10 protein-coding genes are annotated in these 14,910 nt (G+C 72.3%); 6 read left to right on the forward strand and 4 right to left on the reverse strand.

The features are described 5' to 3' along the window. Positions 1–158 precede the first annotated feature (158 nt). The 5 genes from FLV34_RS08785 (at position 159) to FLV34_RS08805 (ending at position 8,183) form a co-directional block, all read left to right on the forward strand. Entirely contained in the window at positions 159–1,370 is a 1,212-nt protein-coding gene (locus FLV34_RS08785; RefSeq protein ID WP_142645739.1) for an ROK family transcriptional regulator, read from the forward strand. A 153-nt stretch (positions 1,371–1,523) separates the two neighbouring features. Then, positions 1,524–2,471, forward strand: coding sequence for a PD40 domain-containing protein (locus FLV34_RS08790; RefSeq protein ID WP_147942835.1), 948 nt, complete (start codon positions 1,524–1,526; stop codon positions 2,469–2,471). A gap of 584 nt (positions 2,472–3,055) precedes the next feature. After that, positions 3,056–5,905, forward strand: coding sequence for a glycoside hydrolase family 3 protein (locus FLV34_RS08795; protein ID WP_147942836.1), 2,850 nt, complete (start codon positions 3,056–3,058; stop codon positions 5,903–5,905). Further along, positions 5,896–6,903 carry a LacI family DNA-binding transcriptional regulator gene (locus FLV34_RS08800; RefSeq protein ID WP_142645736.1) on the forward strand — a complete coding sequence of 336 codons (1,008 nt, stop codon included), beginning with the start codon at positions 5,896–5,898 and terminating at the stop codon, positions 6,901–6,903. The genes FLV34_RS08795 and FLV34_RS08800 overlap by 10 nt, the downstream gene beginning before the upstream one ends. Next, a complete protein-coding gene (locus tag FLV34_RS08805; protein WP_147942837.1) occupies positions 6,900–8,183 on the forward strand; it encodes a GH1 family beta-glucosidase in 1,284 nt (427 codons plus the stop codon). Before FLV34_RS08800 ends, FLV34_RS08805 begins: the two co-directional genes overlap by 4 nt. A 144-nt stretch (positions 8,184–8,327) precedes the next feature. Here FLV34_RS08805 and FLV34_RS08810 read toward each other — a convergent pair whose 3' ends face one another. Both FLV34_RS08810 and FLV34_RS08815 read right to left on the reverse strand, forming a co-directional pair. Further along, a complete protein-coding gene (locus FLV34_RS08810) occupies positions 8,328–9,479 on the reverse strand; it encodes a low temperature requirement protein A (RefSeq protein ID WP_187280579.1) in 1,152 nt (383 codons plus the stop codon). Positions 9,480–9,513: 34 nt separating this feature from the next. Beyond that, on the reverse strand, positions 9,514–10,584 hold the full coding sequence (locus FLV34_RS08815) for an isopenicillin N synthase family oxygenase (RefSeq protein WP_147942839.1): 1,071 nt from the start codon (positions 10,582–10,584) through the stop codon (positions 9,514–9,516). A gap of 215 nt (positions 10,585–10,799) precedes the next feature. Between FLV34_RS08815 and FLV34_RS08820 the strand changes: the two genes are divergently transcribed. Beyond that, positions 10,800–12,158 carry a cell wall metabolism sensor histidine kinase WalK gene (locus FLV34_RS08820; protein WP_147942840.1) on the forward strand — a complete coding sequence of 453 codons (1,359 nt, stop codon included), beginning with the start codon at positions 10,800–10,802 and terminating at the stop codon, positions 12,156–12,158. Between the two features lie 266 nt (positions 12,159–12,424). Here the strand turns inward: FLV34_RS08820 and FLV34_RS08825 are convergent, their stop codons facing one another. Together FLV34_RS08825 and FLV34_RS08830 are read right to left on the reverse strand one after the other, a co-directional pair. Continuing rightward, positions 12,425–13,243, reverse strand: coding sequence for a DoxX family protein (locus FLV34_RS08825; protein ID WP_147942841.1), 819 nt, complete (start codon positions 13,241–13,243; stop codon positions 12,425–12,427). A 76-nt stretch (positions 13,244–13,319) separates the two neighbouring features. After that, positions 13,320–14,909, reverse strand: coding sequence for an MFS transporter (locus FLV34_RS08830; protein ID WP_187280580.1), 1,590 nt, complete (start codon positions 14,907–14,909; stop codon positions 13,320–13,322). Position 14,910 lies beyond the last annotated feature (1 nt).

Here is a 14,910-nt window from a genome sequence, read left to right on the forward strand (position 1 = left end):
CCACCAGGTTACCCGGGAGGCGCTGGGGCCGGTGGCCGGTGCCAAGCCGGGCGCGGGGCTGCCCGCGCGTCCGTGCGTGCCGCGATTCCAGCCGCCGCTGTCGTGTCAAATTGCTCGCAATTGCGGCATGATGAGCCCGAGCGGGAACGGGGCGGACATTGATCACATCGCACAACGGGCCACAGCCGGCCGACTTCACCGACGTGCGGGCGACCAACCTTGCCGTCGTGCTGCGGTTCGTCCGGGAGAACGCCCCCTGTTCGCGTGCCGACATCGCCGCCTCGACAGGCCTCAACAAGGCCACCGTGTCGAGCCTGGTCGCCGATCTCATCGACCGGCGCCTGCTCCGCGAGACCGGCCTGACCGAGCACCGCGTGGGCCGGCCCGCCACCATGCTCGTCCTGGACGGCTCGCCGTACGCCGCGATCGGCATCGAGGTCAACGTCGACTACATCTCGGCGGTCGCGGTGGACCTCAAGGGCGAGGAGCTCCTGAACTGGCGGCGGTCCTTCCCCGGCGGCACCTCCAGTGCGGGGCAGGCGGTCGTCGCCATGGCGGCGCTCGCCCGGCGGGTCGTCAGCCGCATGACCAAGGAGGCCCGGCAGGTGCTCGGCCTGACCGTGGCCGTGCCCGGCCTGGTCGACGTCAACGGGAACGTGCGGGTCGCCCCCAATCTGGGCTGGCGCGACGCCGATCTGGCGGGCGACCTCACCAAGGCGCTGCGCGACCCCGGCTTCCCCGTGCTCGTGGACAACGACGCCAACCTCGCCGCCCTGGCGGAGCACCGGTTCGGCCCCCACCGCAACGCCGCCAACCTCGTCTACGTGACCGGCGAGGTCGGCGTGGGCGCGGGCATCATCATGGACGGCCGGCTCAGGCGGGGCGGGCAGGGCTACAGCGGCGAGATCGGCCACATCGAGCTCGACCCCGCCGGGCCCACCTGCCGCTGCGGCCGGCGCGGCTGCCTGGAGGCCGTCGCCGGGATCGGCGCGATCCTCGCGCACACCGCGCCCGACGCCTCGCCGTCCGAGCTCGAACTCGAGATCGACGAGGTCGTACGCCGCGCACGCAACGGCGAACAGGACATCCTCGCGCTGCTGGAGAACGTGGGGCGCCACCTCGGCAGGGGAATGGCCGCCGTGGCCAACATGCTCAACCCCGAGGTCGTGATCCTCGGGGGCTACTACGTGCCGCTGGCGCCCTGGCTCGTCGCGTGCGCGGAGGAGGAGATGTACGGCAGGGTGCTCGCCCCCGGCGGGGGAGGCTGCCGCCTTGAGGTGTCCACGCTCGGGTACGGCGCCGCCGCGCTCGGGGCCGCCGCGCGGGTGCTCGACTCGGTCGACTCCGGCCGCCTGCCCGCCCAACGCTGACCCCCACCCCGCCGCCCGCCCGCGCGGGCGGCGCGCCGGGCCGGACCCATGCGCCCGGTGCATTGGTCCTGGCGGCAGGTGTACCGGAATCGAGCGACTGCGAACCCGGCCGGGACGCGAGGCGTCGAACATGCACTGCCGACGAATTGGACCATGATGAACACACGCCCGCTGTCCGCCGCCGCGCTCTGCGCCACGCTCACGGCCGCGCTGGCCACCCCGGCGTTCGCCGCCCCCGCACTGGCCGCTCCCACATCGACTGCCCCGGCCGCTGCTCCGGCCGCCGCGCCCAAGCCCCTCACCGGGGTCGCCGTCTACCTGTCGTACGACACCGGTTTCCCGGTCAGCCGTTACGAGCCCCGCAAGGGCTTCACGAAGCTGGGCGCCATGCCGATGACGGGTCAGTTCTCCGCGTCCCCGGACGGCAGGAAGCTCGCCTGGATAACCGACGCCGGGTACGTGCGGGTCGGCGACGGCCGCAGGGTCACGACCGCGGCCAAGGGCGCCGCGGCCGGGTTCCCGTGTGCCACCCCGGTCTGGTCGCCCGACTCCAGGCGGGTCGCGTACGTGGGGAAGGGCAACTCGGACGCGCGGCCGATCTCGGTCGTCGGTGCCGACGGCAGGGGCCGCAGGAGGGCGGGCACGACCCTCGGGCTGTGCCACCTGGCCTGGTCGGCGAACGGCCGCTACCTCGCGGGGTACGCCGGGACGACCGAGGGCGTCTACCGCCTCGACGTGAAGACCGGCAAGGCGACCAAGGTCAAGGGCGTCGCTCTCGCGAACCACGTGCAGAGCCTGTCTCCCGACGGCTCGAAGGTCGTCGTGGCGCCGTTGTCGAGGAACGCGGCAGGAGGGGACGGTTCCTGGCCGGGGAGCTTCCGCCCGGTCGTGGTCGACGTGGCCACCGGAAAGAAGGTCGCCATCCCGGTGAAGGGCTCGCTCATCGGCGCCTACTACCTGCGGGACGGCCGCCTCGTCGTGCGGGTCGCCGGGCGCACCGCCAACACCCTCGTCGTACTCGACAGGAACGGCAGGCAGGTGCAGCGCCTGACCGAGCCGGCCGCGGCCAGGCGGCAGGCACTGCTGCAGATCGTCGGCTGACGCCCGAGCGTCGGCGGAAAGGGCGGGCGCGGGCCTGCCGGGACTCCGGCCCCGCGCCCGCCTTCGTGTCAGGGCTCGCATACGGCCCGCGCCCGCCGCATGCCCCCGCCGCCCGCCTTCGCGTCAGAACCGCGCATGGCCCCCCGCCCGTCCTCGCCCGCGGCCTGTGCCTGGCTTCGCTCGCAGTTCGCTGTTCGCCTTGGTGCGCGGCCCGGACCCGCCTTCACCTACAGCTCGGACAGCTCGCCGTTCGCTTTGGCCCGCGGCCCGCACCCAGCCTCCGCCTACAGCCCGCCGCCCGGCTCGGCATGCGGCCCACGCCACGGCTCCGCGTACGGCCGGAGGGGGCAGCGGTGTGACATCGACGTGAAACCGGTGCGAACAAGGGTCTTGACCTGAGCCGAGGATGAGGGCACTCTTCCGGATAAGCCCGGATTTACACGCCGGAAACTTGCGGTAACCCTTTCGAAGCGCTTCGACGACGGCGCTTCCCCAACCGAACATGCGGATCCTCGCGACGCCCCTCACGGGCGCGTTTTTCGGCAGGTCATCGAAGCGCTTCGACGCGAAGGGTGAGTCTCCAGATGAACGAACCGGCGAGACACGACCAGGACCCGGCATTCCGGAACCCCGCGCTGTCTCCCGCCGAACGGGTGGACGACCTGCTCGGCCGGCTCACGCTCGACGAGAAGATCGGCCTGTTGCACCAATACCAGGCGCCGGTCGAACGGCTCGGCCTGCGAAGCTTCCGCACCGGCACCGAGGCCCTGCACGGCCTGGCCTGGCACGGCCCGGCGACGGTGTTCCCCCAGGCCGTCGGCCTGGCCAGCACCTGGAACCCGGACCTGGTCCGCCAGGTGGGGGAGGCGACCGGCGACGAGGTCATGGCCTTCCACCACAAGGATCCGCAGAGCGTGGGCCGCAACGTCTGGGCTCCGGTGGTCAACCCGCTGCGCGACCCGCGCTGGGGGCGCAACGAGGAGGGCTACTCCGAGGACCCCTGGCTGACCGGGGTGATGGGCACCGCCTACGCGCGCGGCCTGCGCGGGGGCCAGTCCGTGCTGAAGACCGCGCCCACGCTGAAGCACTTCCTCGGCTACAACAACGAGACCGACCGGTGCGTGACCTCCAGCGTCCTGCCGCCGCGGGTGCTGCACGAATACGAGCTCAAGGCGTTCCGCCCGGCGCTGGAGGCGGGGGCCGCGGTGGCCGTCATGCCGTCGTACAACCTGGTGAACGGCCGGCCTGCCCACCTGTCGCCGCTGATCGCCGACCATCTGCGGACGTGGGCGCCCGACGACATCCTCGTGGTCAGCGACGCGTACGCGCCGGGCAACCTCGCCGGGCTGCAGGGTTACCACAAGGATCTGACGGAGGCGTACGCGCACGCGATCAAGGCCGGGCTGGACAGCTTCACCCAGGACGACGCGGACAGCACCGCCACCCTGGGCCACGTCAGGACCGCGCTCGACCGCGGCCTGCTGACCGAGGCCGACATCGACTCCGCCGCCCGGCACGCGCTGTCGATCCGGGTGCGCCTGGGCGAGTTCGACCCCGACACGCCGTACGACGACATCACCCACGACGTCGTCAACAGCCCCGAGCACCGGCGGCTCGCGCGGGAGGCCGCCCGCCAGTCGATCACCCTGCTGAAGAACGACGGACTGCTCCCGCTGACGGCCCCGCGTACGGTCGCGGTGATCGGCCCGCTGGCCGACGCGCTGTTCGAAGACTGGTACAGCGGCACGCTGCCCTACCAGGTCACGGCCCTGGCGGGGCTCGCCGAGCGGTGCGAGACCGTCTACTGCGAGGGCGTCGACCGGGTGGCGCTGCGCACCGAGGGCGGGTACGTCGGCGCGTCCGCCGACCCTGCCGGCGGGCCGTTGTACGTCGGGAGCGAGCGCTCCTGCTTCGACGTGTTCGACTGGGGCGGCGGCGCGTACGCGTTCCGGTCGTGCGCCAACGGCCGGCACGTGCAGGCCGGTGAGGGCGGTGTGCTCACCAACGACCAGCCGGGACCGAACGGCTGGGAGGTGCGCCAGACCTTCCGGATCGAGGAGCGGCCGAGGGGCGTGGTGCTGCGCAACATCTCCTCGGGCGACTACGTCACCGTGACCGGCGGCGTCGTGCGCACGACCGACGATCCCGACGCCGCGTCCGTGCTGGCCCTGGAGCCCGTCGAGAGCGGCGCGGCCCGCGCGGCGGAGGCGGCGGCCCGCGCCGACGTCGCGATCGTCGTGCTCGGCGACCACCCGCTGGTGAACGGCCGCGAGACCGAGGACCGCGCGACGCTGGCGCTGCCCGAGCGGCAGGAGGCCCTGCTGAAGGCCGTCCACGCGGCCAACCCGGCGACCGTGCTGGTGGTCTCCAGCGGTTACCCCTTCGCCGTGACCTGGGCGCAGGAGCACCTGCCCGCGATCGTCTGGTCGGCCCACGGCGGCCAGGAGTACGGCCACGCGCTCGCCGATGTGCTGCTCGGCGACGAGGACCCGGGCGGCCGCCTCACCCAGACGTGGTATCGCTCGGCCGCCGAGCTGCCCGACCTGCTCGACTACGACATCATCGCCTCCGACGCCACCTACCTCTACTACCGCGGCCGGCCGCTCTACCCGTTCGGGCACGGCCTGAGCTACACCCGTTTCGCCTACTCCGACCTGGAGCTGTCGTCGGCCGACCTCGCCGAGGGCGACACGCTGACCGTCCGGGTGACCGTGACGAACGCGGGCGGACGCGCGGGGGAGGAGGTCGTGCAGTTCTACACCCACCAGCGGCGCTCCCGGGTGAAGCAGCCCCTGCGCCAGCTCCGCGGCTTCGTCAAGGTGCGGCTCGCGCCGGGCGAGAGCCGTACGGTGTCGGTGGACGTGCCGGTCGGCGACCTCGCCTTCTGGGACGTGACGCGCGGCAGGTTCGTGGTCGAGGAGGCCGCGCACACGGTGCAGGTGGGCGCCTCGTCGGGGGACATCCGGCTGTGCGCGCCGTTCCGGGTGCGCGGCGAGCGCATCCCGCCGCGCGACCTGACCTCGGGGCCACTGGACGCGGCCGATCACGACGAGTACGACGGTGTGGTGCTGTGCGACGCCGCTCTCGACTCCGGCGACGCGGTCCGCTCCACGGGACCGGGGGCGTGGATCGTCTTCAAGGACTGCGACTTCGGTGGGGACTTCGGTGGGGACTTCGGTGGGGGCTTCGGTGATCAGGGCCCCTCCGCCTGCCTGCTCGCGGTGTCGAGCGACGAGGGCGGCGTGGTCACGCTGCGGCTCGACGATCCTCTGATCGGCGAGGTCGCCGGCGCGGTCAGCGTTCCGCCCACGGCGACCAGGCATGATTTCGTGGAGGTGAGCACCCCTCTGGCGGGAGCCGCGGGAGTGCGCGATCTTTATGTGGTGTACGAGAGCGAGGGGGTCACGGTGAGCGCGTTGGGGTTCTGCCCGTGAGGACCGTGACGATCGCCGATGTCGCCAAGCACGCGGGGGTCGCCGTCAGCACGGTGTCGTACGTGCTGAGCGGCAAGCGGGCGATCTCGGCGGCCACCCGGCAACGCGTCCTGGACAGCGTGCGGGTCCTCGGTTATCACCCCAACGCCGGCGCCCGCGCGCTGGCGAGCAAGCGGGCGAAGGTCATCGCCCTGGTGCTGCCGCTGCGGGCAGGCATGAACCTGCCGGTCCTCATGCAGTTCGCGACCTCCGTCGTCACCACGGCCCGCCAGTACGACCACGACGTGCTGCTCATGACGGCGGACGAAGGGGCCGAGGGGCTGCACCGGGTGGCGGCCAGCGCGCTGGTCGACGGGCTGCTGCTGATGGATGTGGAGATCCACGACCCCCGCGTGCCGCTGCTGCGCAAGCTCGCCGAGCCGGCCGTGCTGATCGGTTTCCCGGCCGACCCCGAAGGGCTGACCTGCGTCGACCTCGACTTCGCCCGCGCCGGGGCGCTGTGCGCCGACCATCTGGCCGACCTCGGCCATCGCGAGATCGCGCTGCTCGGCGCGCCGCGCGTGGTCTACGAGCGCGGCACGGGTTTCGCCGAGCGGACGATGGCGGGTTTCGTCGAGGCGGCCCGGCGGCACGGGATCGAGGCCGACGCGCGCCCCTGCGAGGAGTCGTTCGACGAGGTCCACGCCGCCGTCAAGCTGCTGCTCGACGAGCGGCCGGGCCTGTCCGGGCTCGTCGTGCACAACGAGGCGGCCGCCGGCCACGTGCTGGGGGCGTTGCGGATCCTCGGGAGGCGGGTGCCCGAGGACGTCTCGGTGGTGGCGATCTGCCCGGACGACATCGCCGAGCGGGCCAGCCCAGCGCTGACCTCCGTGCTCATTCCCGCCGAGGACGTCGGCAGGCAGGCGGTCCGGCTGCTCATGGCCAAGCTGGAGGGCCAGGCCGTCCCGGAGTCGACACTCCTCGAACCTCGGCTGACGATTCGCGAAAGTTCACGATGACCTCATTTCCCGACGGCTTCCTGTGGGGGGCCGCGACCGCGTCGTACCAGATCGAAGGAGCGGTCCACGCCGACGGCCGCGTGCCCTCGATCTGGGACACCTTCTCCCACACCCCCGGGATGGTCGCCGACGGCCACACCGGCGACGTGGCCTGCGACCACTACAACCGCTATCTCGAGGACGTCGAGATCATGGCGTGGCTGGGGCTGAAGGCATACCGGTTCTCGGTGGCCTGGCCGCGCCTGGCCGACCTGAGCTTCTACGACCGCCTCGTCGACGCCCTGCTCGCCAAGGGCATCACGCCGGTCGCGACGCTCTATCACTGGGACCTGCCGCAGACGCTGCAGGACACCGGCGGCTGGACCAACCGCGAGACGGCCTTCCGGTTCGCCGACTACGCCGCCGTCGTGCACCGGCTCCTCGGCGACCGCGTCGGCGTCTGGACGACGCTCAACGAGCCCTGGGTGTCGGCGTTCGTCGGGCACGGGTCCGGCCGGCACGCGCCCGGGGTGACCGACCCGGCCGCCGCGTTCACCGCCGCCCACAACCTGATGCTCGGGCACGGCCTGGCCGTGCAGGCGCTGCGGGCGGGAGGCGCGGAGACCGTCTCGCTGACGCTGAACCTGACGCCGATCCTCGGCGACCCCGAGCCGGCCCGCCTGATCGACGGGCTGGCGAACCGGCTGTTCCTCGACCCCGTGCTGCGCGGCGAGTATCCCGCCGACGTCCTCGCGCACCTGGAACGTTTCACCAAGGTCAACGTGGACGACCTTCCGACGATCGCGCAGCCGATCGACGTGCTCGGCGTCAACTACTACACGGTCAACCGGGTCGTCGCCGATCCCTCGGCCGAGGGGCATCCGGAGTATCCCGGCAGCGAGGGCATCGCCTGGGAGGACCCGCACGGCGAGGTCACCGAGATGGACTGGGAGATCAACCCCGCCGGCCTGGAGGACCTGCTCGTACGGCTGTCGCGCGACTACCCCGGCACGCCCTTGATGATCACGGAGAACGGGGCCGCCGTGCCCGACGGGGTGTCCGACCCCGGCCGGATCTCCTATCTCGACGCCCACTTCCGCGCCGCCCGGGCGGCGATGGACCGGGGCGCCGACCTGCGCGGCTACTTCGTGTGGTCGCTGATGGACAACTTCGAGTGGGCCCGGGGCTACCACAAGCGGTTCGGGCTCGTCCGTGTCGACTACGACACGCTGGAGCGCACGCCGCGCGACAGCGCCCGCTGGTATCGCGAGGTGATCGCCAGGAACGGCCTGGCGGACTGAGACCCTCCCGCCCGGGTGGCACCGGTTCCCCGCCGGATTCCCGCCGGATGCCCACCGGTTCCGCACCGGTTCCGCACCGGTTTCCGCGCCGGTTTCCGCGCCGGTTTCCGCAGCCACCCGGGCGAACCCCCACGACGCGTTCGGCTAGGCCGTGGCGGCTTGCCGCTGCAGGACGTTCTCGACGCAGATCATCGCGATCAGCAGGACGACCAGCACGCCGAGGTGGGCGGCCGACGACCACAGGCCGATCGGGACGGTCGCCGCGGCCAGCAGCACCGCGGCGACCCGTACGGCGGTCCGCGTCGGCCCGAGCACCCGGCGGAACCACAGGTCGCCGAGCAGGAACAGCGCGGTGCCCCCGGCCAGCGCCACGGCGGGGCCGAGGTCGAGGTGGCCGTGGCCCACGGCCTTGTGGATCCCGGCCGCGGTCGCGACGATCCCGAGCAGGATCGGGATGTGGGCGTAGAAGTACGCGCCCAGGATGAGCCGGGTCCGCTGGACGACGTCGGCCCGCATCAATGCGTGTTCGGGCCCGCTCTCGTCGCGTGCGAAGTACACCCACCACAGCGACGCGGTGAGGGCAAGGCCCAGCAGGGCCGCGACGATCAGGGCCGCGCCCGGGTGGCCGTCGGTCGCCCCGATGCCGATCGCCACGATCGACTCGCCCAGCACGATGATGACGAGCAGGCCGTGCCGCTCGACGATGTGCGCCGGGTGCAGGGGGAAGCCCTTCTGCCCGATGAAGATCGGGCTCAGCCAGATCAGCACGAGGGCCGCCGTCCACAGCGCGTAGTTCCACGGCGAATCGACGAACGCGGCGGCGAAGACGAGCGCGGTCGCGGTCAGGTTGAACGGCACGACCCGGGCGATGGCGGCCGTCGCCTGGAGATAGAGCCCGCCGTGGACGAGCACGATGACGAGATAGCCGACGGCGAACGCCACGCCGCTGCCCGAGAAGGCGCGCGGGATGGCCAGAGCCATGATCAGGAACCCGGCCATGCCGCCCAGGATCAGCACCCGCCGGGCCGCGTGCTCCGGCGGCACGGTGTTGGTGAGCCAGGCGTAGCCGGAGTACATCCACCAGAGCAGACCGAAGATCAGGACCGCCTGCACGGTGCCCTGGCCGGTGAACCCCTCTCCGTCCTGCCGGGTGAAGTCGTCCACGAGCAGTGACGTGAGCTGCGTGATCGTGAAGACGAACACGAGGTCGAAGAAGAGCTCGATCGTGGAGACGCGCAGCTCGGCGTCCGGCGCGGTCGGCTCCACGCGCTCGGCGAACCAGCGGGGGAGAGGCATGGCCAACATTGTGCTGCTTACACCGCTTGTGTGATTACACGTTTTCACGTGCTCCAGAGGACGGCGGCAGCACCCTGCAGCCGAGTCCCGGGAACACCTTGGCGACCTTCGCGGTCAGGTAGTCGCCGTACGTGCCGGTGAAGGCCCGCAGGTCCAGGCCGTCCCATCGGGGGCGGCCCCCCTCGCGGGCGGGCAGCGAGGGCAGCGGCGGCACCTCGCAGTCCCAGCCCGGGTCGAAGAAGAACGGGAAGGAGAGCCGGCTCCGGCCGGTGGCGTTGCGCACGCGGTGCGGAGTCGAGCGATAGAGCCCGCCGGTCAGCTTGTCGAGCATGTCGCCGATGTTGCAGACCAGCGTGCCCGGGATGGGCGGCGCCTCGATCCAGCCACGTGAGGTGTGCACCTGGAGGCCGGGATTGTCGTCCTGGAGCAGCAGCGTCAGCAGGCCGTAGTCGGTGTGCTCGCCGACCCCCCACTCCTCCGGATCGGCGTACGGCGGGGACGGATAGTGGAAGATCCGGAACAGGGTCGTGGGCGGGGCCGTGTAACCGGCGGCGAAGTAGTCCTCGTCGAGCCCCAGGCTCAGCGCCACGCCCCGCATGACCGCCTGCCCCACGTGGGTGAGGGCGTCCATGTACGCGAGCACGGCCGGGCCCAGCTCGGGCACCTCCTCGGGGAAGAGGTTGGGCCCGTGCAGCGGCCGGGGATCGTCGGGTTCGAGTTCGGCGCCGAAATAGAGGCCCTCCCTGAGGTCGGGCCGGCCGGAGGTGAGCTCGCCGCCCACGGGGAAGTAACCGCGCCAGGCCCGCCCGCCCCGGTCCATCGATATGCGCGACTTGTGCTCCTCCGGCAGCCGGAAGAAACGATCCGCTGCGTCCCTGAGCTCGGAGATCAGGGCCTGGGGCACGCCGTGTCCGGTGATGTAGAAGAAACCGCTGTCCAGGCAGGCGGCCTCGATGCGGCGTGCGACCTCGGCGCGCGCGTGGCCTGCTTCGGGGCCGTTCCCTGGGCCGGTCCCTGGGCCGGTCCCGGGGCCGGTTCCGGGGCCGGTCCCTGAGCCGGTGAGGGCGGAGACGTCGATTACCGGCAGTGGTCCAGCGGCGTTCATATCCCATATCCCACCATCCGGAAGGGCCGTCCGGAAGGCTCCTTTACCTGCTTGCCGGTCGTGTTGCGCGGGGAGGCATTTCGACCTGATAGGACCATCTCGTCCAGTTTGTTCCGTTACCAAGTAATAACGCCCCGAAGAGTAGATTTCTTAGGCACGGATAGTTCGCCACGTCGTAAGTGGGCGATCAGGTGGGTTTCGGGGATCGTTGGTCGTTGAGGAATCGCATCGCGCTGTTCACCGGCACGGTGGTCGCCCTGCTGTGCATCGCGTTCTCGTTCGTCCTGGTGTGGTCCCTGCACGTGGCGGCCCGGGACAACCTAGTGCTGAGGGTGACGGCGACGGGCGGGCGGGTCGCCTATCTCGTGGACCACGGACAGGTGGAGAGCGTGCTGCCCCCCAGTGGGCGGGACGAGCCCGTCCAGGTGGTGGACCCGCAGGGCAGGGTGCGTTCTGCGACGCCGGACATGGCCGGAAAGCCGCCCATGGCGAGCTTCCATCCCTCGCCGCCGTCCCGCAAGGCCACGCGCGAGGTCTGCGGCGGCGTCTTCGGCCCGGACCGGTGCTACACCGTGGTCGCGCAGGAGGTCTACAGCAACGGCGGCGACTGGACCGTCTACAGCGCCGCGCCGAGCCGGCCGTTCAACGTGCCGCCGGGCCTGGTGGTCGGTCTGATCGTGGGATCCGCGCTCGTCACGGCCGCCGTCGCGTACGGCACCCAGCGCAGCGTGCAGCGGGCGATGTTGTCGGTGCGGGCCATCAGGGCCGAGCTCGACGAGATCAACGCCTCGGACCTCGGGCGGCGGGTGCCGGTCCCCGAGGCCAAGGGGGACATCCACGACCTCGCGCAGAGCGTCAACTACACGCTCGACCGGCTGGAGGAGACGCTGGAGCAGCAGCGGCGCTTCACCTCCGACGCGTCCCACGAGCTGCGCAGCCCGATCACCGCGATCCGCGCGCAGGTGGAGGACGCGCTGCGCGCCCCGCAGGAGTCCGACCTGCGGGAGATCGGGCCGGCCGTGCTGAAGAGCCTCGACCGGCTCCAGGCGATCGCCTCCGACCTGCTGATGCTGGCCCGTCTCGACGCGGGCGCGCCGTGCGAGCGCGAGCGGCTGGACCTCGGGCAGCTCGTGTCCGCCGAACTGGACGCCCGCCGTCCGCACAAGAGGATCGTCTCGCAGCTGGCCCCCGGCGTGATCGTCCGGGGAGACCGCATCCGGCTGGGCCGCCTGGTCACCAATCTCCTCGACAACGCCGAACGGCACGCAGCCAGCACCGTACGGGTGGAGGTGCGGCGAGAGGACCCGCATGACGGGGACCCACGGTTCCGTTCCGGCGTGGCCGTGCTCGAAGTGCTCGACGACGGCGCGGGGATCGCACAGGACCAGCGGGACCTCGTCTTCCAGCGGTTCACCCGGCTCGACTCGGCCCGCAGCAGGAACGCCGGGGGTGCCGGACTGGGCCTGCCCATCGCCCGGCAGATCGCCGAGAGCCACGGCGGCACGTTGACGATCATGGACAGCCCCCGCGGCGCGCGATTCCTCCTGTGCCTGCCGCTCTCCCAGGAGCCCTGACCGGCCCCGGCCGGGCCCCTCCGCATCTCGTACACGCCGCACGGGAAGACCGGGCCCACTCACCGCACGGAAACGCCGCACCCTTCATCCACGCACGCGGCATGCGGAGGCTCACACGCCGCCTCTCGCACGCCGTATCCACTCGCACGCCGTATCCACTCGCACGCCGTATCCACTCGCACGCCGTATCCAAGAGCCGCCGCACGGGCACGCCGCACGCGCGGGCGCGGGGGCCGCGCCTGTGGCCCGTGCCGGGCGACCCGCCGTCAGTGGGCCTCGGCGCGGCTCTCCGTGGTCGTGTCGTCCTCGCGCCGCGTACGCCGCTGCCGGGGCGTGGCCTTCCGCACCGTCGTCGTGGCAGGGGCCTCCTCGCCCGGCGGCTCCGCGGCCGTACTGGTCCCGGACGAGGTGGAGCCCGCACTCGCACCGCTCGCCGAGGGCGGCTCCGGCGGCCCGGCCGAGCCGGTGGAGGGGGCGGGCGCGGGCTTCCCTGAAGCGGACCCGGACCCGGACCCGGACCCGGACCCGGACCCGGACCCGGACCCGGACGCGGACCCGGACGCGGCGGGCCGGGCGGAGGGCTCGTCCGCACCCGGCTCCCCGGGCTGTGGCGGGCGCAGCGCCGCGATGACCGCGTCGGCCTCCGCGTCGGCGGCGAACTCTCCGGCGGCCTCGGCCTCGCGCCGTTTGATGACCACCATGTGGTCGACGGAGATCCGGCCCGCGCCCGTGACGGCCAGCAGCACGGAGGCGGCCCCGAGGGCCACGATCAGTTCGATGTCGCCCCCGGTGAGCGGCAGGCCGCTGTCCCCGGCCGTGATCACGAACACCGCGAGAGCCTCGGCGAACAGCAGGAGCCCGACGGCCGGCACGATGAGGCCCGCGATCAGCAGCGTGCCGCCCACCAGCTCCGTCAGCATGGTCACCGGCGCCCACACATGGGGCAGCGGGGCCTGGAGCGCGGTGAACTGGTCGGCGGTCGCGTTGAGGCCGGCTTCGAGCTTCTGCCAGCCGTTGGCGAAGAAGATCCCGCCGACGCCCATGCGGGCGGCCAGCGAGGCTAAGTCGTGCAGGGTTCTCTTCACGGCTTCTCACTCTGGGGTGGGGGGTGACTTGCCCGGACACTTTCCCGCCGACGCCGCCGTCATGCGTCCGGTCCGCTCAGGTCCCTTCGCTGTCGGACTCCTCGGCGTCGGCGCTCGCGGGGGTGGGAACGTGGCGGGGGAGCAGCAGGGCCACCGCCAGCGCGGTGAGCGCGAGCAGCGCCACGCTGACGGCGATGGTGGAGTGCAGGGCGGTGACGAAGGCCGCGCGGGCGGCCTCCAGCAGCGCGGTCCCGGCCGCACCGGTCTCGTCGGCCACGTGCGCGGCCGCGGCCAGCGACTCACGCGCCTGCGCCATGAGCCCGGCCGGGATGCCCGGCACGTTTGCGAGGGAGGGGGCGTACACGATCGTGGTGATCGTCCCGAGGACGGCGATGCCGAGGCCCGCCCCGAGCTCGTAGGCCGTCTCCTCGATCGCGGCGGCGCCGCCGGCCCGCGACTCCGGCACGGTTGCCATGATCGTGTCCGACGCCGCCAGCAGGGCGACCTCGACGCCGAAGCCGATCCCCACGAAGCAGGCAGTCAGCATCACCGGATGCTGCTCGGTGCCCCAGGTCAGCACCGGGGTGAGCGAGAGCGCGGTCAGGGCGAGGCCGCCGCCCACCGTCGCGCGCAGCCCGACGCGCCCCAGCACGTGCGCGGCGGCCAGGCCGCCCGCGATCGCCGCGACCATGAGCGGCAGCATCCGCACGGCGGCCTCCAGGGGCGAAAGCCCCAGCACGAGCTGGAGATACTGCGCCAGCATCAGCTCCAGCCCGACCAGCGCGAAGATGGCCAGCAGCACGCAGCCGACGCCCGTCGCGAAGCCGCGCTGCGCGAACAGGCCGATGTCGAGCAGGGGGAACGCCAGCCGCCGCTGCCGCCGTACGAACCAGACGAGCAGTGCGACGCCGGTCGCGAGCACGGCGAGCGAGAGCCCGCGGCCCAGCGTGTGCCCCGACCCCGCCTCCTTCAGCCCGAACGCGATCGCCAGGATGCCCACGGTGGACAGGGCCGCGCTCAGCGCGTCCCACGGATGGTCGGCCCGCCGCGGTGACGCCGGCAGGATCCGTACGGCGAGCGGCAACGCGATCAGCAGCAGCGGCACGTTGATGAGGAAGACCGCGCCCCACCACAGGTGCTCGACGAGGACCCCGCCGATCAGCGGCCCGACGGCCGCTCCCGCGGCGGCGACGGCGCTCCACACGCCGAGCGCGATCGCCCGCTCGCGCCGGTCGGTGAAGACCTGCCGGATGATCGAGAGCGTCGCCGGCATGATCATCGCGCCGCCGACGCCGAGGAAGGCCCGCGAGACGATGAGCGCGAGCGGGGTCGCGGCGAACGCGGCCGACAGCGAGGCCAGGCCGAACACCACGTAGCCGCCGAGCACCAGGGGCCGCCTGCCATACCTGTCGCCCAGCGTGCCGAACGTCACCAGCAGCGGCGCGACGACCAGCGAGTAGATGTCGATGATCCACAGGAGCTGTACGGACGACGGCTCCAGGGCCGCGGTGAGCGCCGGGACGGCGATGTGCAGCACGGTCGCGTCGACCGCGATCAGGAGCAGGCTGAAGCACAGGAGCACGAGCACCGACCACCGGCTCGCCCTCCGCTCCCGCAGGGCACTGGTGGCGCGGACGGCGGCGGACTCGACCGAAACCATGATCATA

The organism is Microbispora sp. CSR-4 (assembly GCF_008033685.1).
Taxonomy (GTDB): domain Bacteria; phylum Actinomycetota; class Actinomycetes; order Streptosporangiales; family Streptosporangiaceae; genus Microbispora.

Excerpts from the sequence above, each read along its gene's own strand:
- FLV34_RS08790 (WP_147942835.1), top strand. The coding sequence starts at position 1,524 with ATGATGAACACACGCCCGCTGTCCGCCGCCGCGCTCTGCGCCACGCTC.
- FLV34_RS08795 (WP_147942836.1), top strand. The coding sequence starts at position 3,056 with ATGAACGAACCGGCGAGACACGACCAGGACCCGGCATTCCGGAACCCC.
- FLV34_RS08805 (WP_147942837.1), top strand. The coding sequence starts at position 6,900 with ATGACCTCATTTCCCGACGGCTTCCTGTGGGGGGCCGCGACCGCGTCG.
- FLV34_RS08810 (WP_187280579.1), bottom strand. The coding sequence starts at position 9,479 with ATGCCTCTCCCCCGCTGGTTCGCCGAGCGCGTGGAGCCGACCGCGCCG.
- FLV34_RS08815 (WP_147942839.1), bottom strand. The coding sequence starts at position 10,584 with ATGAACGCCGCTGGACCACTGCCGGTAATCGACGTCTCCGCCCTCACC.
- FLV34_RS08830 (WP_187280580.1), bottom strand. The coding sequence starts at position 14,909 with ATGATCATGGTTTCGGTCGAGTCCGCCGCCGTCCGCGCCACCAGTGCC.